The sequence below is a fragment of the Corynebacterium sp. SCR221107 genome (genome assembly GCF_027886475.1).
Taxonomy (GTDB): domain Bacteria; phylum Actinomycetota; class Actinomycetes; order Mycobacteriales; family Mycobacteriaceae; genus Corynebacterium.
Genome location: NZ_CP115670.1, coordinates 1362169 through 1380559, shown reverse-complemented (window position 1 = coordinate 1380559; position 18391 = coordinate 1362169). Strand labels below are relative to the sequence as shown.

Annotated in this window: 11 protein-coding genes; 1 reads left to right on the top strand and 10 read right to left on the bottom strand. The window is 60.8% G+C overall.

What is annotated here, in order from left to right:
* Positions 1-87: 87 nt before the first annotated feature.
* From PAB09_RS06080 to PAB09_RS06070, 3 genes are all read right to left on the bottom strand, one after another.
* A complete protein-coding gene (locus PAB09_RS06080; RefSeq protein WP_271035124.1) occupies positions 88-741 on the bottom strand; it encodes an exonuclease domain-containing protein in 654 nt (217 codons plus the stop codon).
* A complete protein-coding gene (locus PAB09_RS06075; RefSeq protein ID WP_271035123.1) occupies positions 741-2603 on the bottom strand; it encodes a putative nucleotidyltransferase substrate binding domain-containing protein in 1863 nt (620 codons plus the stop codon). Before PAB09_RS06075 ends, PAB09_RS06080 begins: the two co-directional genes overlap by 1 nt.
* Positions 2604-3222: 619 nt before the next feature.
* On the bottom strand, positions 3223-4242 hold the full coding sequence (locus PAB09_RS06070; RefSeq protein ID WP_271035122.1) for a 3-isopropylmalate dehydrogenase: 1020 nt from the start codon (positions 4240-4242) through the stop codon (positions 3223-3225).
* A gap of 438 nt (positions 4243-4680) precedes the next feature.
* Between PAB09_RS06070 and PAB09_RS06065 the strand changes: the two genes are divergently transcribed.
* The gene (locus PAB09_RS06065; protein WP_271035121.1) at positions 4681-6726 is read left to right on the top strand and encodes a 6-carboxyhexanoate--CoA ligase; all 2046 of its coding nucleotides are present in this window, start codon (positions 4681-4683) and stop codon (positions 6724-6726) included.
* Positions 6727-6809: 83 nt separating this feature from the next.
* Here the strand turns inward: PAB09_RS06065 and serA are convergent, their stop codons facing one another.
* The 7 genes from serA to PAB09_RS06030 form a co-directional block, all read right to left on the bottom strand.
* On the bottom strand, positions 6810-8405 hold the full coding sequence (gene serA / locus PAB09_RS06060) for a phosphoglycerate dehydrogenase (protein WP_271035120.1): 1596 nt from the start codon (positions 8403-8405) through the stop codon (positions 6810-6812).
* Positions 8406-8576: 171 nt separating this feature from the next.
* Positions 8577-10553, bottom strand: coding sequence for a hypothetical protein (locus PAB09_RS06055; protein ID WP_271035119.1), 1977 nt, complete (start codon positions 10551-10553; stop codon positions 8577-8579).
* 207 nt (positions 10554-10760) lie between these two features.
* On the bottom strand, positions 10761-12578 hold the full coding sequence (locus PAB09_RS06050) for a GmrSD restriction endonuclease domain-containing protein (protein ID WP_271035118.1): 1818 nt from the start codon (positions 12576-12578) through the stop codon (positions 10761-10763).
* A gap of 66 nt (positions 12579-12644) precedes the next feature.
* The gene (locus tag PAB09_RS06045; RefSeq protein WP_271035117.1) at positions 12645-13649 is read right to left on the bottom strand and encodes a cation diffusion facilitator family transporter; all 1005 of its coding nucleotides are present in this window, start codon (positions 13647-13649) and stop codon (positions 12645-12647) included.
* A 342-nt stretch (positions 13650-13991) separates the two neighbouring features.
* Positions 13992-15005, bottom strand: coding sequence for a ketol-acid reductoisomerase (gene ilvC, locus PAB09_RS06040; protein WP_271035116.1), 1014 nt, complete (start codon positions 15003-15005; stop codon positions 13992-13994).
* Between the two features lie 93 nt (positions 15006-15098).
* Positions 15099-15617 (bottom strand): acetolactate synthase small subunit, encoded by a 519-nt coding sequence (gene ilvN / locus PAB09_RS06035; RefSeq protein ID WP_271035115.1) that lies wholly within the window; start codon positions 15615-15617, stop codon positions 15099-15101.
* A 15-nt stretch (positions 15618-15632) separates the two neighbouring features.
* Positions 15633-17525, bottom strand: coding sequence for an acetolactate synthase large subunit (locus PAB09_RS06030; RefSeq protein ID WP_271035114.1), 1893 nt, complete (start codon positions 17523-17525; stop codon positions 15633-15635).
* Between the last annotated feature and the right edge of the window lie 866 nt (positions 17526-18391).

Below are 18391 nucleotides of genomic sequence, written 5' to 3'. Positions count from 1 at the left end.
ATTCATTAACAAAAATGATGAAGGGTACCCCTTTTTGCGCGTTTCGTGCCCTCACGAGTGCTCACTCCCGCCGCGTGCAGGTCGCTTTCATTGAAATGCTTTAAGGGTGTCGCCTTTCGTATGGGCGCGCTGCGCCAAATACAGCTCAGCGCACGCGAGCGCATCGCTTAGCGCATTGTGATTGCCGTACCTTGGCAATCCATAACGCGTGCGCACCCGCGCTAAGCGCAGGTCCTCGCCGCGCGGGTAGGTGCCCATGCGTTCCATGTGGCGCCGCTCGATGGAAAAGGTATCTACAACCGGTGCCTTGAACCCGCCCCCGAAATGCCGGCGGCACGCCGCGTCGAGGAAGTTATTCTCTAAGGCGGCAAAGTGTGCGAGAAGGACCCGTCCCGCTAAGGCCTCAAGGACTATAGTGATGGCCTCTTTTTCCGGGATGCCCAAAGAGACCTCATCGTCGGTGAGTCGGTGAATCGTGGCGGAGTCACCTACCTCAACACCCTCGTGGCGCACCACCACATAGCCCGCGCCAGACAGGTCGATTTCGACACCATTGACCGGCACCCAACCGATGGAAAGGATCCGGTCCCTATCCGCCTTGAGCCCTGTGGTTTCCATGTCAACGGCCAGAAGCGGAAGTTCCGCAAGGGCGGTGTTTTTGGTGGGTTGGGCCACCTTCTGAAAGTGCGCCAAAGCCCCGTGGCCTTTCTTGCCACCGCCACCAAATAATGCCTTGAACATTAGATATTCCTGATTGGGTATTTGGTGGCCAAGGCGTTTTGCATGCTCTTGATGATCTGGAAGGCATCCCGAAGATGCTCCCGGTCGAGCTTGCCCAAAGCATTGGGATCGATGTGGTACGTGGGCTTTTCCTTCTTATGGATAGCCACTGCCTGCTGCCGAAGCGCAACCGAGTTTAGGAAGTCGAAGGCATCGAGCAGATCTTGGGCGCCTTTCGCGGAGACCTTGCCACCGGCCGGGGCTTCGATGAGCCGCTGTCGGGTACCCACCGCGGTAATCCCCGAGCTGAGCGCGTACAGCCTGGCCATCTGCACGATCGCGGCGGTGCCGCCCTTCTTGATGTCGAGGGTGTTGGCATATTCACCCGAACGGTCGAGCACGAATCCCCGGAAAAAGCCCAACGGTGGCTCCCGGCGCGCAGCGAGCGTGGCAAGATGGGCATGCATCCGCCCGGCATCCTTGGCGGAGTCGATCGCCGCGACGTGCATGGCGCTGGCCAAATGCGTCGCGCCATGGATCCCGCGCATGTCGAAAAAGGTCTGGGCGTGCAGCAAGGCATCCGGTTCGGGTGCTTGCACCCAGGTACGAAAGGTGGACAACCACTGATCTTGGGTCATCCGCCACTGGGGGTTCATGGCCATCATTTCCCCCGGGCACAGTACTTGGCCCGCGACATCAAGCCCGCGGCAGACGAACTCGGACAACTCAGCAAAGTAGGCGCCGTGGGCGGCTTCGTCATAATCATTAGACAGCACGAGTGCGTTGTCCTGGTCGGAGGCCAGACCCATTTCCCTGCGCCCCTGGGATCCAAGCACCACAAAGGCGTATTCCACAGGTGCCGGTCCCAGCTTTTGTTCGCCGAGCGTCAAAAGGCGCCGGGCCATAGAATCAGCCGAGACGGTAACTAAGGCCGCCACGTCCTCGGCCGAGGCGCCGCGATCGATGAAGCGGGCGGCGACATCGCTGACGGAAGCATAGGTCTTGGCCATCTCTTCGTTCGTGGTCGCCCGTCCTAGGTCTGCGGTGACATAGATGGGATCGTTGCGCAGCAGGCGCATGATGTCGGGGGTAGATACGATTCCCACCAGTTCCTCGGCGTCGACGACGGGCAGGTGGTGAATCCCCAGCTCGGTCATGAGCATCATCGCCTCGAATGCCTGCGCGTCCGAGGGCAAGGTGCGCGGGTCAGCAGTCATGATCGCATGGATGGGTTCGCTGACATCACGGGCGATGGCAACGACTTTGGCGCGCAGATCCCGGTCGGTAACGATTCCTTTGACCTTGCGTGGACTCGACTCATCCATGATAAGCAGCGACGATACGTTGTTTTTCTGCATAAACGCTGCCGCATCTTGGATGGTGGAATCGGCTGGCACGGTCACGGGAGCGGTGATCATGAAGTCGACGAGCTTCATGCGCAAGATATCGGAGGATTCGGTGCGCAGGGCCTCAGCGGCGGCGCGCATGCGTTTGGATTGCGAGGAAAAGAAGCGGGCGAGGTCGGGGTGCTTGTCACACAGGGCGAGGAAGGGTTCGCGCGGGATAAGCATGAGGAGGCTGTCTTCGACCGCTTGCATGCGATAACGGGAAGAGTTGTCCCCCATGATGGTGGAGTATCCACAACAGCGCCCTGCCTCGCGGCGGTCTAGGAGCACGTCATTTTCGTCGCTGACATCGACAGCGCCACTGCGGATCATGAAGCAGAAATCGTTGGGCTGCCCCACGTCGAGGATGATTTCCCCGCGGCGCACATAACGCATGGTCATGGTAGCTGGCAACGCTGCGAGATCTTCTACGGGCAGCGTTGAAAACGGCGCGTGTTGGGAAAGGAAACCCTGGACTTCTTCAAGCTCGACGGACATAAGCGAAGCCTAGCAATCAACCCCAATCGGGGCATGCTTTTTGTCACATAAGAATGGTTTTATCACCCAACTCACCCCCTTGGCGCTCCCCCACGGCATCCTTGTGTAGCGCTGGCCCACCCTAGCGTCCGACCAGTGGGAAAACGATGGGCACGGTATCGCACCCGTGGGAACAATAGGCCGGGTACCACACTCGAGGGCGACGGGAGCTAAGTGCCGCAATCGCGTCGGGCAAGCCCCCCGAGCCCCTGGCTTATTACTGACAAGCGGGGGCCTACACCGCGGGGCTGGCTCGCAAGCATGGTTCACGCTTTCGCTTTCCGACACTGACAGCTTCGCCTTCACACAAGGTGTCCTCCCCGTCGCGTGATGCAATCCCGTACCCGGTTGCATGGAGCCACACGCGCTGTACTTGCTTTTCCTGACCACGCCTCACAGACGAAACCTTGCGCCATTCTTTTGTTGTCGGTTTCACTTTGGGGTTTTAGTGATGCATAGCCCCTCCGCCCGCGAGCACCAAAGCGGAGCCACACAACTTAAAAAACACCCCACCGCGTCTTTTCCGCATAGTAAACGTGAAGATCGTGGTGGAGTGTTTGGGTAGCGAAGCTCGTGCCGGTTAGGCGCTCAGAGCTGCGGCGATGCGATCGCCAACCTCGACGGTCGCGATCGGGTTGGTGCCGCGGGTGGCTACGTCATCGGCAACGGCGGCCTCGATGCGGGCAGCGTTTTCCTCGTCGCCGAGGTGGCGCAGCATCATTGCCGCCGAGAGAATGGCAGCGGTGGGATCCGCGATCCCCTTGCCGGCGATATCCGGTGCGGAGCCGTGAACCGGCTCAAACATGGAGGGGTTGGTGCGGGTGGCGTCAATGTTGCCGGAGGCGGCCAAGCCGATACCGCCGGTGATAGCTCCCGCCAGGTCGGTGAGGATGTCGCCGAACAGGTTGTCGGTGACGATGACGTCATATCGGGAAGGGTCGGTCACCATGTAGATGGTGGCGGCGTCGATGTGGTTGTAATCAACGGTGACCTCAGGGTATTCCTTGGCAACCTCATCGACGGTACGCTGCCACAGGCCACCGGCGTAGACCAACACGTTGGTCTTGTGTACGAGGGTGACGTGCTTGCGGCGGGTCATTGCACGCTCGAAGGCGTCACGCACCACGCGCTCCACACCGTAGCGGGTGTTTTGAGAGGTCTCAGAGGCGACCTCATGCTCGGTTCCCTCGCGCAGCGCGCCACCGACGCCGCAGTACAGACCCTCGGTACCCTCGCGCACGACAACGAAGTCGATCTCGCCGGGGTTCGCCAGCGGAGACTTCGAGGTCGGATACAGCTTGGAGGGGCGCAGGTTGACATGATGATCGAGAGCAAAACGCATCTTCAGCAGCAGGCCGCGTTCCAGCACACCCGGCGGGACGGAACCTGGGGCACCGATAGCGCCGAGCAGGATGGCATCGTGCTCGCGCAAGGACGCCAGGTCCGCGTCGGTAAGCAACTCGCCGTTTTTCAGGTAGCGACGGGCGCCGAGGTCATATTCGGTGGTCTCAATGTCATCGCGGACAGCCTTGAGGACCTTGATGGCCTCAGCGGTGACTTCAGGGCCAATTCCATCTCCACCAATAACAGCCAGTTTCACGGTATGGAATTCCTTTCTCACAGTGTGAACATTTTTCTCCAGCCTATCACGTTCCCCCACGACCGGTAGGACAAACCGAGGACAAGTCGTACACCCACACTCATCGCACATTCCTCCCGGAGCGAGCTAGGCCACCACACCGGTCCTCCTTCACAGACCCCAGATAGATAGGTCGTGCGAGCCAAAGAATAAGTGGGCTTCCCCACGGGGAAGGCGACCGCCCGTGCGCGAAAGAAAGCGGCCGATACGCTGCACATCGCGATCGATGGGAGTCATACCGTTTTTAGTGATCGCGTGATACCACACGGAGAGTTGTTGCTGTGCTGCCACCCCCGACCAGCCGGCTCCGGTCCATCGTGCGGCCAAGTTCCTAAAATTGAACGCAGTATAGCCTGTTTATAGCCGTTTTTCGCCTCGTATTGGTTAATGTGGGAGAACATGAGAGATCTCCCGCCTGCCTCCCCCGCTGCCGCTTCGACCGCGCAGGATCAGCTCTACTCCATCAAAATGCGCGCAACTAGCCAGCAGCGCCACGTCTCTGGGGCTGAAAGAATTCTTTCACCTGCCGAGCTTCCGGACATGGCAAAGCAGCTCACAAACCGGGCACTGCATCACCCCAAGACCCAACTCACACCGGCCGAAGGCGCATCCCACCAGCCAGGTCCCGATGAAATCAGGTTGACCATTACTCGGGTCAATGCCGAGCAGGTCATCTACATTCCCGCGCTTTCGATCGAAGAAGTACCTGCCACGTGCACCAACGAGGCATGGTCATTCATCGTGAAGCGATTGCGCCGTGAGGAAATTCCGGAGCCGGTCATCAGCCGCGCCTGCACTCTGGCACGTAGCGTTCGCGACCTTCGCGGCGCGATCCTGCTCGATGTTTCCTCGGGCACTCGTATCGACCCCGATCCAGAGCGTGGGGTACGGGTATCCAACCTCGATGCTGCAGGCAGGCTCGGCGGCGCGCTACCCGGTGCCACGGGCAAGCACCATCTTCACGAGGCAATGGTACTGGCCAGCAAGGTGGCCCATCACCCAGCCATCCTCGCCGAGATCTGTATCAGCGACGATCCCGACTACACCACTGGATACCTCGCAACCGGTGGTGTCTACTACCGTATCCCCGCCATCAAGGAGGCAGGCTCTCCCCAGGGGACCAGGGTATTCCTGTGCGATTGCGGCCCCCAACCCGACGCCATGCTGGGCGAGCTCATCGACTACCTCGAGAATCAGCCCGTGCTTGTTGCCGACGATGCCTGTTTGACGCCCCCGGGTGAAAGCCCCGCGAAAAATGCACCAATGGTGTCACTCGACTCGCTGGCGCGACAGCGCAACGCCGACTGGCGGGCGGCGGGATTGGAACGCACTCAGAAGGTATTTTCCACCGCCCAGCTGCCCGTCTCCACCATCGACGCAGAATCCCGTGTCCTGTTGAGTTCCTCCAATTACCTTGGCCTTGCCCACGATCCGACAATGATCAAGGCCGCCCAGAAGGCGCTTACCCGTTTCGGCACCGGCTCTGGAGGCTCCCGCCTGACCACGGGCACTACGGTGTGGCACACGCAGGTGGAACGGGACTTCGCCGCCTTTTGTGCAATGGAAGATGCTGTCTTCTTCGCCACCGGATACCAGGCGAACCTCTCCGCCCTCCAGGCACTGGGCAGGCTCACCGGCGGGGACATCGAAGTGTTTTCGGACCAACTTAATCATGCAAGCCTCATCGACGGCTGTCGGATTGGGCGCCTGGCCACCACCGTGTACCCGCACCGCGACGTAGCTGCCCTCCGTCGCGCGCTGGAGAAATCCAGCGCCGCGCACAAACTGATCTTAAGCGACGGCGTCTTCTCCATGGACGGCACGCTCGCACCGCTTACGCGGTTGCGTGAGCTTGCCGACGCCTTCGGTGCGTGGCTCTACATCGATGATGCCCACGGTACGGGAACCATGGGCGAACACGGTCACGGAACCCAGGAGCATTTCGGCGTACAGGCGGATATCCTCGTAGCCACCGCAAGTAAGGCCTTAGGCGCCGAAGGTGCCGCGGTGTGCACCAACGGCGAGCTCGCCACCTACCTGCGCAATCACGCCCGCTCCTACATCTTTTCCACCGTCACCTCGGCTGCCAATTGCGCAGCGGTCTCTTGCGCCCTGGGCCTGATTGACGCTCAGCCGCAGCGGGTGGCGCGCCTGCATCACAACATCGCAACGGTGGGACATCTCCTGAGCGCGGCGGGATTCCCCGCCCCCGACGGCGGATTCCTCACCCCCATCGTCCCTATCCACATTGGCGACGAGAACCATGCACTGCACGTAGCGCAGCGGCTTCACACGGCAGGGTTTCATGTACCTGCCATTCGCTATCCCACTGTCGCCCGAGGGGAAGCGATCCTCCGGGTGACCGTCATGTCTACCCTGGAGGTCCCCCAGTTGGAAGCCTTCGTCGACGAGCTGGAGCGCGCCGTACGCTCAAGAGAGACATGACAAAAGACCCGAGCCCCCTCCTTGCTCAGAAGGTGAGGGGACTCGGGTCGATCTACATCCGTGGTGAAACGGCTGCTCGGGCCTTAGGAATCCAGGTCGATCTGAAGCGCGGTTGCACCCAGCTCGTCAGCGATCTCCTTGACCAGTGCCTCAGGAACTTCCTGGTTGACACGCAGGACGAGGATGGCGCCATCGCCTTCGGCCTCCTGGGTCAAGGCAGCAGCCTCGATGTTGATGTTGGCTGCACCTAGGCGGGTACCGACCTTGCCCAGAGCGCCTGGGGCATCGGTGTAGGAGAAGAACAGGTTGCGACCCTCCGCACGCAGGTCGACGCCGCGGCCGTTGATGCGAACGATCTTCTCCACCTGGCCGAGTGCGGTCAGCGCACCGATGACGGAGGCGGTCTTCCCGTCCGCGCCGATGGCCTTGACTTCGAGGACGCTGCGGTGGGATACGGACTCAGAAGCGGTGGTCACCTTGACCTCAACACCGCGCTCCTCGGCGATGCGAGGTGCGTTAACGAAGGTAACCTGCTCCTCGATGATGCCGGAGAACAGTCCGCGCAATGCGGACAGACCCAGCACGTCAACCTGCTCGGTGGACAGCTCGCCGCGGGCCTCGACCTCGAGGGCAACCGGGAAGCCGTCGAGCAAGTGGCCTGCAACCAGACCCAGCTTGCGGGCCAGATCCAGCCAGCCAGCAACCTCTTCCCCAACGCGACCGCCGGAGACGTTCACGGCGTCTGCGACGAACTCTCCTGCCAGAGCCTTGAGCACGGAAGCGGCAACATCGGTGCCGGCGCGGTCCTGTGCCTCCTCGGTGGATGCGCCCAGGTGCGGGGTGACGACGACCTCAGGAAGGTCGAACAGCGGGGAGTCCGTGCACGGCTCGGTGGCGAAAACGTCGAAGCCTGCGCCACGGATGTGGCCAGACTTGATGGCATCGGCCAACGCCTGCTCATCGACCAAGCCGCCGCGGGCGGCGTTGATGATGATCTGGCCCTTCTTGGCCTTCGCCAGCAGCTCGGCATCGAACATGCCGGCGGTTTCCTTGGTCTTGGGCAGGTGGATGGTGACGAAGTCAGCCTGTGCCACCAGTTCCTCCAGCTCAACCAGCTTCACGCCCAGCTGTGCTGCGCGGGCAGGATTGGCGTAGGGATCGTATGCGATGATCTCGGTCTCGAAGGCGGCCAGGCGCTGTGCGAACAGCTGTCCGATGTGGCCGAAGCCGACGATGCCGACGGTCTTGCCCAGGATCTCAACACCCTTGAAAGCGGAACGCTTCCACTCGCCGTCGCGCAAGGTCTTGTCGGCGGCCGGAATCTGGCGCGCAGTAGCCAGCAGCAAAGAGATGGCATGCTCACAAGCAGAGTGGATGTTCGAGGTAGGAGCGTTGACGACCATGACGCCGCGCTCGGTAGCGGCAGCGATGTCAACGTTGTCCAGACCGACGCCTGCACGGCCGACGATCTTGAGGTTGGTGGCTGCGGCGAGGACTTCCTCGTCAACAGTGGTTGCGGAACGCACGAGCAGTGCGTCTGCCTCTGGAACGGCGGCGAGCAGCTCGGGACGGTTCGGACCGTCGACCCAGCGCACCTCCACCTTGTCTCCGAGCGCGTCCACGGTGGACTGCGCTAGCTTATCGGCAATGAGAACGACAGGAAGGCCATTCTGGCTCACGTTTAATCTCCTGGGAATTCGAGATGTCCACAAAATGCCGGCACGACCGCGTCGACATTCAGGGGTCCACACCAGCTCATCGGCGTGCGACTGGGACTTAGTGTAGACCAATCACTTCTCAGGCACAGTGGCGGAGGTGTAAATCCCGCGCAAAGTGTGAATATTATTGTCCTACGGCCCGAGAACTAACCACGGACGGGGGGACAGTTGCGTGTAATCGTATTTCGCGGCCTCCAGCACCGCCGATTCGTGCCCACCTTCGAGGGCCGCCACTTCCCGCGTGCCCCGCATCCAGCCACTGAAAATCCCGCGTACTCCGGAATAACCACGCGGCAGCCGCGCACCGACGTCAGCGACCATAATGTCCTCATAAGCGGTGCGTTGGCGCAGGCTAAGCTCGGTTACCGCCTGGTCGCTTGCCGACGACTCCCCCGCCGTTTCGCTAGCGGCCTCCACGCCCGCTAGCGCCTCTTCGTCCCTGGGAACGGTATCGGCGACCACCATGACCTGAACCAGCGGGAAGTCTCCGCGCAAGATCTCGGGGTTGGCAATCCTCCCGGCCCGCCTTTCGACGAGGAACAACCCCTTGGCCGCAAGCCCGCGTTGCTTGGCAAAGTCATTGAGGTGGTGGGCCACGATGTTAACCTGGTTGGCCTGCATGACCGCTTCTTCAGCCTGGCCGGCACGTGCGGAAAATACCGCCAAGGAGACATACCCGTTGTCCAAGGCATCGACTAGATGCTCCGGCCAGGCGTCCACGGGTTGTTGCGCTAGCTCGTCGAGGTCGGTCGCCAAAACCCCGATGATGACCTGAGTGTGTTTATCGCCCGCGGTGCGGATGAGGTAGTCAAGGTGATCAAGTTCTGAAGCTGTCAGGCCATCGGCGGCAGCGATGGGGATGCTCGGGTCAACCGATTGTTGGTCGTGCTCCGCATCAAAGGCCGGTGGAAGGGTGACCACGACGGTGGGAACGCTGCGGCCGTCATGTCCGCGGAAGTAGTTGGATTGACGCTGCTCGGCGTCGGCAAGCAAACGATCGACGGCGGACTCGTCGGCAAGCTCTGTCAGCGCAACGGGTAGCGGTCCGATGAGGGTGCGCTGCGGGAACATGATTCCGGTGTCGATGATGCTTTCTGAGGTCGTAGAACCGCTGAGGCTAGAAAGCCCGTAGGCGCCGCTGCCTTGGGAAGGCAGGAGCCCAGAATAGTCGCCGCCACTGGCACGCTCCCACTGGGATTCGCCCAGCAGGATCTTCTCGCGCAGCTGCCCGGCCGTGCCAAAGTCGGTGCCCAACACCAGCAGCGGTTGATCGGCAAGGCCAGCGACGAATCCGAAGGTCTGCTCGCTAAAACGTGGGTCGGCGACCGGAAAAACGCGCACCTCCGCGCCAAAGGAGCGCGCGCTGGCAACCGCCGCGATCGAGGTGTCCCTGCTCGCGATCACCACCGGCGACAGACCTCCGTCACGCTTCGACTGTGCTGGGAAGGCGGCGGTACGCTTCCGGCCTAGTCCTTGTGCGCTGGCCCAATCATCGAGCTGGGTCGGAGCCGCACCGATCCATCCTGGGTAAAGATACTGGGGATCGGCGTCTTCTAAGTCGGCGACGGCGTCGATCACCAGCTCCCGGTAGGTCACCGGATGCTTGTCGAATTGGAAGGCGGTCATCTCGCCCAAGGCGACATAGGTCCCAGGATCCTTGATCACTTTGAGGTCCCCGCTGGCATCGGCCAGATCCACCTTGCCAACGGCGAGGACGGTGCGAACACCTAGACGGTCGATCTCGGCGAGCACCGCATCTCGATTGTTCGGGTTCATGACCAGCATCGGGGCGTGGGAAAACACCGCGAGGCTTGCTGCGCGCAGCTGGTCGCCGACCTCCTGCCCGGCGATGACCAAGGTGGCTGAACTATCAAAAAGGCGCCGAACCACGTCGAGCCCGCTTGCGTCCTTATCAGCCAGTACCTCCGCAGTGGAGTCGAAGCCGCTGGCAACATGCCGCCCGAGATTGTCCGAGCGCGCCTGGGCGAAAGGGGTTTCCTCGCGGGCACAGCCGGCAAGCGATGCCCCGAGAACGATGCTTCCCAGCAGCGCAATCACGCGCGTGCGTTGTAACGGTTGGCAGGTAGTGAGGAAAGTTCTGATTGTCATCTCCTCTCCTCCCGCCTCGTGACGCTTTTCGTTGCCGCGGGCACAGAGCTTACCCGTGGGGCCACGATTTGTCTGCCTTCGCACCTTAAACGCTTCATTGCCCGCACGGTCAATCCGCTTGCCTGGCGGCCTGCAACAAGCGAGGTATTTCTTGCTTGCCGACGCTCAAAACCGCAGAACTCGCCCGGGACGGCCGTGGCCGTGGGCCTAGCTTTCCACCTCCGCGACGAAGGCCGCCGGGCCTTCCTCACCGGCGCGAAGGTCGTGCTCGTTAACGTCACGCACGGCCTTGGAATCCATCGCCTGCTCGATCATCTCAACGAAACGGCGTCGCCGGTCGCGGAAGAACTCCTCCGCGCGTGCCGCCAGCAGCAGGTTCGCGTCACACAGGTGACTGCCCAACACGGCATCGAACTCGGCGTCGTCCATGAGCGCCTTTGACTGCAGGCGATAAAGATAACGCGCCGGTGAGGAATCCTCCACCATGACGTAGGTGCGCCGCCCCATTGGCGTCCGGTTGAGAACCGATTCTGCAAGCACTGGGTCGATACCGTTGTCCGCACACCACCGCGCCGGGAATATCTGACGGAAGTGGACACCAAGGTCGAAGAAGGTGCCGCGATCAAACACCGACCCGGTACGCCAATCGCGCGCCCCACGCCCCATGAGCAGGGCATAAATGCCCTTGTACAGCCCGGAGTTTGGCCCGGCGCTGAGCAGGCGCGACTCGATAAATCGCGCGTCGCGCACCGAGCGTGGCACCTGAGCTTCTGCCCCGGTTACGCTCGCTGCGACCCACGCGGTAACCTCCTCCACATCGGTGGCCGCGCGCACAGTAGCAGTGGGGGCGCCGTAAAGCTCGCCGAAGACTCCGCACCAGAACCATCGGTTGAGGCGATCCCACGCCGATTGTCGCGCCAAAATCGATGGATCTTGCGTCAACAGCGCGATGATCACCGCCAAAGGAATCAACTGGGCGGTGTAAGGCACCTGGGAGGTGGTGTGCATGCAGCGCTCACTGAGAAACTCCGCGGTCTCCTTGAATGCAGCGAGCATGATACGCCGCGCTTGCTGATATTCGGCAAGCTTGAGGTTGACGATTGCCTCACGGTGGGCGTCGGCATGCCCCTTCTTGGCCGTCACGTGCAAGGCAACAGCCGTGAGGAACTCCGTTTGCCCAATACCGTTGAGTGCTGGGAACAAGCGCAGCTGATCCTCAATGTCTTCCCAATCCTTCTTCAAGGAGAAGTTCTCATCCTCAAGCTTGAACACCGCGGTGAGCAAATCGAAGACATCCATCTGGAGGCCGTGGCTATTGGCCTGGGCAAAAATCGAGCCGATGCCCTCTTGCGCGGTGCCACGATCAAGGCGAATCATGGGTACGGAATAACGCACCAAAGGCTTGAGCACGGCGTTATTGAAGCGCTTGGTGCGCTCGCGCTGCCCCTCCTCGGCACCATCGGCGAGATCAAAGAGAAGATCGGTGCCGGAGTCCGACAGCAGCTCCGAGACCGGGAGCAACCCTGCTGCGAGCTCGGCCGCGCGGTTGAGCAGGCCGCCGGGTAGTTCCGGACCGAAATGGGTCATGATATAGCCGTCAGCGTCGGTGGCGATAACCGCCTCGTCGGGAAGCACATCGGCGGAGACAGCCTTGTTGACGTCGACATAGAACTTGCGACGGACCTTCTTGTTGCGGAAATCGGTGCTTTCCACGATGCCATCGCCGCGCAGGCACTGGTACAAGGTGGTCAGGCGCTGCTGCCCGTCGAGAAGCAAAAGGCCGGGTTGCTCACCGGTATCCGGTGCGCCTGCAATCGGTCGTGACTTGAACCGTGGCGGCTCATTGCGCACGTCCAACGCCATGAAGGAACCCATGGGGTAGCCACGCAGCACAGTCACCAGCAGGGAGCGAATCCGATCCACGTCCCACCGAAAGCTTCGCTGAAAGTCCGGAAGCTGCAGATCGCCTCGATCGATGCGATTGAACAAGTCGATGAGATCGTAGCTAGGGGTTGAAAAAGCCATGTACCCGATACTAACGCCATCAGGCCTCTTATGTGGACTCGAACCATCACGCCTGCGCCAATCTGGCTAGCCGGTCTGGCCGGTGACGTCCTCACAACAGACCTCGTGCCCGCCGTGGGCTACCGATTCCATCTGAATCGTGGAATGAGCAATGCCATTTTCGGAAAGGACATGCTGGGCAATGTCTAGCACGCCGCAACCATGAATATCGCGCGCCAACTGATCGACCACCACGTGGCAGGTGGCCAACAGCTCTTGGCCGTCCAAAGACCACACGTGCATGTCATGCACGGAAACCACCCCGGGGATCTGCCGCAGTTCCGCCTCAATCGCAGTGATGTCCACTCCTTCTGGAACCCGCTCCAGTAACACGTTGACGGACTTGCCCAACAGCTTCAGCGATCGCGGCAAAATCAGCGCGGCGATAATCAATGAGGCGACCGTATCTGCCCACACCACGCCCGTATAGCGCATGACCAGGGCTGCGGCGATCACCGCGATCGAACCACACAGGTCAACGAGCACGTGGAGGAAAGCGCCCTCGATGTTGAGCCCCTCGTCGCGGTGCCCGTGCAAAACGAGCGCCCCGAAAATATTGGCAACAAGCCCCACCGCGCCGACTATGAGCATCATCGTGGTATCCACCACGTCTCCGCTGCGAAGCCGCGAGATAGCCTCCACCACAATCCACACCGAAATCGCGCTGACTGCCGCGGCGTTGAGCACTGTCGCAAGGATCTCGAAACGCTTGTGCCCGTAGGTTGCCACCGTGCTGCGCTTGCGTCGTCCCAAGGCAATCGCCACCGCCGCCACGATCAACCCAGTGGAATCCCCCAGCATGTGCATGGCGTCGGACAGCAGCGCCAACGAGCCCGAAAGAAGGCCACCGACGACCTCGACCACGAAAATCACGCTAGTGAACACGAGCACGGTCAACAGCGCCCGCATCCCCTGAGGCACATGATCATGATCGTGCCCATGCGAATGAGTATGCCCGTGGGAATGGGCATGGTCATGCGAGGAACCGCCGTGTTCCTGCGCGCCGGGGGCACCTGATTGAGGCTGGGACATTGTATTATCCTAACTCATTTTTCAACTAACAGCCGTTATTGAAAAATCCCCATCCATTTACTACCTAAAGCCAAAGGTCAGCGCCATTCGCCCCCCCCCAATCACAGGGGTAACCTACCCCTCGCCACGAGGTCTCAGCGCAGCTGTGCCCGAAGGCACATTGAAACACGGTATTGACGGCCGAGGACGCAAAAGCCCCGTGTTCCCTCAAATCGAAGCGGTTACACGCTTCGAGGGAACACGGGACTGGTGATCGGCGCGGCTAATGCGACCGTAAGTGCGGGACCCTTGCGGGATCACCACATCTACGAGCGGTTGGCCATACGCGGTGACCGGCGAACTTTATGCCGTTTCGGTGATTTCGTGCTTGACCCAGCTCATCATGTCGCGCAGCTTGGCGCCGGTGGACTCGATTGGGTGAGCAGCGATCTCCTCGCGGTAGCGCTTGAGCTCCGGCTGGCCAGCCTTGACGTCGTTGACCATGTCCTGGACGAACTTGCCGGACTGGATGTCCGCGAGAACAGCCTTCATGTTCTCCTTGACCTCAGGGGTGATGATGCGCGGGCCGGCAACGTAGCCACCCAGCTCAGCGGTCTCAGAGATGGAGTAGTTCATGTTGGAGATGCCGCCCTCCCAGATGAGGTCGACGATCAGCTTCATCTCGTGCAGAACCTCGAAGTAGGCCATCTCGGGTGCGTAGCCAGCCTCGGTCAGAACCTCGAAGCCCTTCATCATCAGGTGCTCCAGGCCACCGCAGAGGACAACCTGCTCGCCGAACAGGTCGGTCTCGGTCTCCTCGCGGAAGGTGGTGGCGATAACGCCTGCGCGTGCACCACCGATGGCGGCAGCGTAGGACAGCGCCAGGTCATGGCCGTTGCCCTGCGGATCCTGTGCCACAGCGATCAAAGCAGGAACGCCCTTGCCGTCGACGAACTGGCGACGAACCAGGTGGCCCGGGCCCTTCGGAGCAACCATGGCAACGGTGATGTCCGCAGCAGGCTTGATCAGACCGAAGTGGATGTTGAGTCCGTGGGAGAAGAACAGGGCATCGCCCGGGTTCAGGTTCGGCTCGATCTCCTCGGTGAAGATCTGGGCCTGAGAGGTATCAGGAGCCAGGATCATGATCAGGTCTGCCCACTTGGCAGCCTCAGCATTGCTCTTGACCTCGAAGCCGGCCTCCTTGGCCTTTTCTGCAGACTTGGAGCCCTCGCGCAGGCCGATGACGACCTCAACGCCGGAGTCACGCAGGTTCATTGCGTGGGCGTGGCCCTGAGAACCGTAACCGATGATGGCAACCTTACGGCCCTGGACGATGGACAGGTCAGCATCTGCGTCGTAGTAGACGTCAATAGCCATGAATTTTTAGCCTTTCCTAGACAACTGTGTACTTCTATTTTTAGCACAGTCTGGTCGAATTTGAGACATATTGTCTCATTTTGTGAGATTTACTTAGCGATTATTGGGAGCCATCGTCTTCGGACCGCGGTTCAAGGCGATCTGACCGGACGAAATCAGCTCACGGATTCCGAACGGCTCCAGCACCTCCAGCAGGGCGTTGAGCTTGCCCTTGGTACCGGTGGCCTCGATGACAACCGAGTCCGGTGCAACGTCCACGACGCGGGCACGGAAGATGTTAGCCGCGTCCACCACCTGCGGGCGGTTGGACGCATCCGCGGAGACCTTCACCAGCATAAGGGCGCGGGCGATGGTGGTCTCCTCCTCCAAGCGCACCACCTTGAGGACCGGAATCAGCTTGTTGAGCTGCTTGGTGATCTGCTCGATGTTGACCTCATCGGCATCGACAACGATGGTGATGCGGTTGATTCCCTTGATCTCAGTCTTGCCGGAGACCAAGGAGACCAAGTTGAAACTGCGGCGGGTAAACATAGCCGACACGCGGGAGATGATGCCGTCGATGTCTTCGACGAGCACGCTCAAGATGTGGCGAGAGATTTCTTGCTGACTCATTCTTGCTCGTCCTTTCTAGTTCGTTGCCTGAGATGCAGCGTTGTTTTCCAGGGAGGTCTCGGTGGCCTTCTCCATGACCTCGTCGATCGTGTCCGGCTCTTCGCCGGCTGACTGATCAGACTCGAAGAACGGGCGCAGACCACGCGCGTACTGGATTTCGGAGTTGGAATTGCCAGCAGCAACCATCGGCCAGACCTGAGCGTCCTCACCGACGATAAAGTCGATGACCACCGGACGGTCGTTGATCTCGCGGGCCTTTTCGATAGCCGGGATGATCTCTTCTTCCTTGGTCACGCGAATCGCCACGCAGCCCTGGGCCTCCGACAGCTTGAGGAAGTCCGGCATGTACTCATCGTGCTCGCGCAGCTTGGTGTTGGAGTAGTGACCGTCGTAGAACAGGGTCTGCCACTGGCGCACCATGCCCAGGTTGCCGTTGTTAATCAAGGCGACCTTAATCGGGAAGCCTTCCACCGTGCAGGTGGTCAGCTCCTGGTTGGTCATCTGGAAGCAGCCGTCGCCGTCGATGGCCCAGACTTCTTTCTCCGGGCAGCCAGCCTTGGCGCCCATGGCGGCGGGGATGGCATAACCCATCGTGCCGGCGCCACCGGAGTTGAGCCAGGTGCGGGGCTTTTCAAAGTCAAGGAACTGTGCGGCCCACATCTGGTGCTGGCCCACACCTGCACAATAGATGGCGTCAGGGCCAACCTGCTCGGCCAAAACACGGATGACGTGCTGCGGCTCGAGCATGCCATCATCGCTTTCCTCATAGCCGCGCGGGAAGCGCTCCTGCAGATCGCGCAGGTAGTCCTTCCAGGAACTGATATCGATGCCGTGCGGCAGCTTCTGGGTGAATACCTCATACAAGGCGGTGAGGACCTCGCCGGCATCGCCGACGATCGGGACGTCGACGGCACGGATCTTGCCGATCTCGGCGGGGTCAATGTCAGCGTGAATGACCTTGGCATCGGGGGCAAAGGACTCCGTGTCGCCGGTGACGCGGTCGTCGAAACGAGCGCCAATGGTGATCAGCAGGTCAGACTTCTGCAGGGCGCCCACAGCGGGGACGGAGCCGTGCATGCCTGGCATGCCCATGTGCAGCGGGTGGGAATCCGGGAAGGCACCCAAGGCCATCAAGGTGGTCACCACTGGAATCCCGGCGGTCTCGGCAAACTTCATCAGCTGCTCGGAAGCATTCGCCTTGATAACGCCACCGCCGATGTAAAGCACTGGGCGCTTGGCTTCGGCGATGAGCTTGATGGCCTGCTCGATGGGGCGATTGTGCGGCGTGGTGACCGGACGATAGCCTGGCAGGTCGATCTTCGGCGGCCACACGAAATCCAACTCAGCGTTTTGGATGTCCTTGGGAACGTCAACCAGAACCGGACCAGGGCGACCAGTCGATGCCAGGTGGAATGCCTCGGCGATGGCCTGCGGGATCTGCTCAGGGCTGGTCACCATGAAGTTGTGCTTGGTCACGGGCATGGTGATACCACGGATGTCGGCCTCCTGGAAGGCGTCGGTACCCAGCAGGCTGCGTCCCACCTGACCAGTGATGGCCACCATTGGCACGGAGTCAAGCATGGCGTCAGCGATCGGGGTGACCAGGTTGGTTGCGCCGGGTCCGGAGGTTGCAATACACACGCCTACGCGTCCGGTTGCCTGCGCGTAGCCCGTTGCTGCATGGCCTGCACCCTGCTCATGGCGTACGAGCACATGGCGAAGCTTGGTAGAGGCATACAGTGCGTCATAGAGAGGAAGGACGGCACCACCGGGGAGGCCGAATACGAGATCGGTGCCCAGTTCCTCAAGAGTGCGAACGATAGCCTGTGCGCCGGTGATGCGTTCTGGCTGCGCCTGACGAGCGCGCTGTGCAACCGTCGCGGGGGTGGGCTGATGAGAAGCTGCCACGACTTCAGTGCTCCTTGGTTGAAAAGAGAATTCTAGAATCCCTCTCCCCCAGGTGTTTGCTAGGGCTCGGCGGACCACGGCGCTTGGGAGACGTGATAGATCCCGGCGGTTGTTATCCGATATCGCGCGCGCAGTGCCTTCTGCCCTTACAACCACGGTGAGATTGAGGGGTGTGAAAAGTAAGCGGTATCGAACGCCTGCGTCCCCGGGGTTGCCGACTGGCCGACGATCGATTCACAAACCTGGATGATCCATGACGACAAAAACCCTCGTTCAGGCACTTGTGGTGCTGACGAGGGCGCTTGACGACACGACTTATGGTGAGCCGTTACGGCAGGCGCCGCGCAGGTAGTACCACAAGTCGAATAATGTTCATGGCTCCTTATCGTACACGCTCATGTGGGCAAATCCACATCCACCCCCTATCTGTGTTTCTTTGGGGTTATATTTCACCCCCAACCGCCAGGTTTTTACCCCCCACTCACCCATCGACACCTCGCCTCGCCTGGGATCCGCACCGCATGATTCCCTGCCCTCTCCTGCCACGATGACCTTTTCGGACCTGTCACCGTCGGCAAGCACACACAGACATCCGGGCACACGAGGCAAAAAGCAAGCCAAGCAACCGCGAAGCAAGCTGAACGAACAAAACACGCCAGCCGTCCCAGACGGACTAGACGAGCACAACGAGCACCACGGACTCGACCAGCGCAACAAGCACTAAGAGCACTACGAGCACGACGAGTAAGAAAATAAACCGACCAAGAAGGCACTAAACCAAAAGACAAAGAGAATGAAGAAATTAAGGGAAAAGGAAACACCCACGGTCGAAAGCGCGGCGGCATCGACAACAAACTTACAAGGCG

What these genes read in the sequence shown, in the direction of transcription:
- PAB09_RS06065 (WP_271035121.1), top strand. Translation starts at nt 4,681, where the DNA reads ATGAGAGATCTCCCGCCTGCCTCCCCCGCTGCCGCTTCGACCGCGCAG.
- PAB09_RS06075 (WP_271035123.1), bottom strand. Translation starts at nt 2,603, where the DNA reads ATGTCCGTCGAGCTTGAAGAAGTCCAGGGTTTCCTTTCCCAACACGCG.
- PAB09_RS06045 (WP_271035117.1), bottom strand. Translation starts at nt 13,649, where the DNA reads ATGTCCCAGCCTCAATCAGGTGCCCCCGGCGCGCAGGAACACGGCGGT.
- PAB09_RS06055 (WP_271035119.1), bottom strand. Translation starts at nt 10,553, where the DNA reads ATGACAATCAGAACTTTCCTCACTACCTGCCAACCGTTACAACGCACG.
- PAB09_RS06080 (WP_271035124.1), bottom strand. Translation starts at nt 741, where the DNA reads ATGTTCAAGGCATTATTTGGTGGCGGTGGCAAGAAAGGCCACGGGGCT.
- ilvN (WP_271035115.1), bottom strand. Translation starts at nt 15,617, where the DNA reads ATGAGTCAGCAAGAAATCTCTCGCCACATCTTGAGCGTGCTCGTCGAA.
- PAB09_RS06050 (WP_271035118.1), bottom strand. Translation starts at nt 12,578, where the DNA reads ATGGCTTTTTCAACCCCTAGCTACGATCTCATCGACTTGTTCAATCGC.
- ilvC (WP_271035116.1), bottom strand. Translation starts at nt 15,005, where the DNA reads ATGGCTATTGACGTCTACTACGACGCAGATGCTGACCTGTCCATCGTC.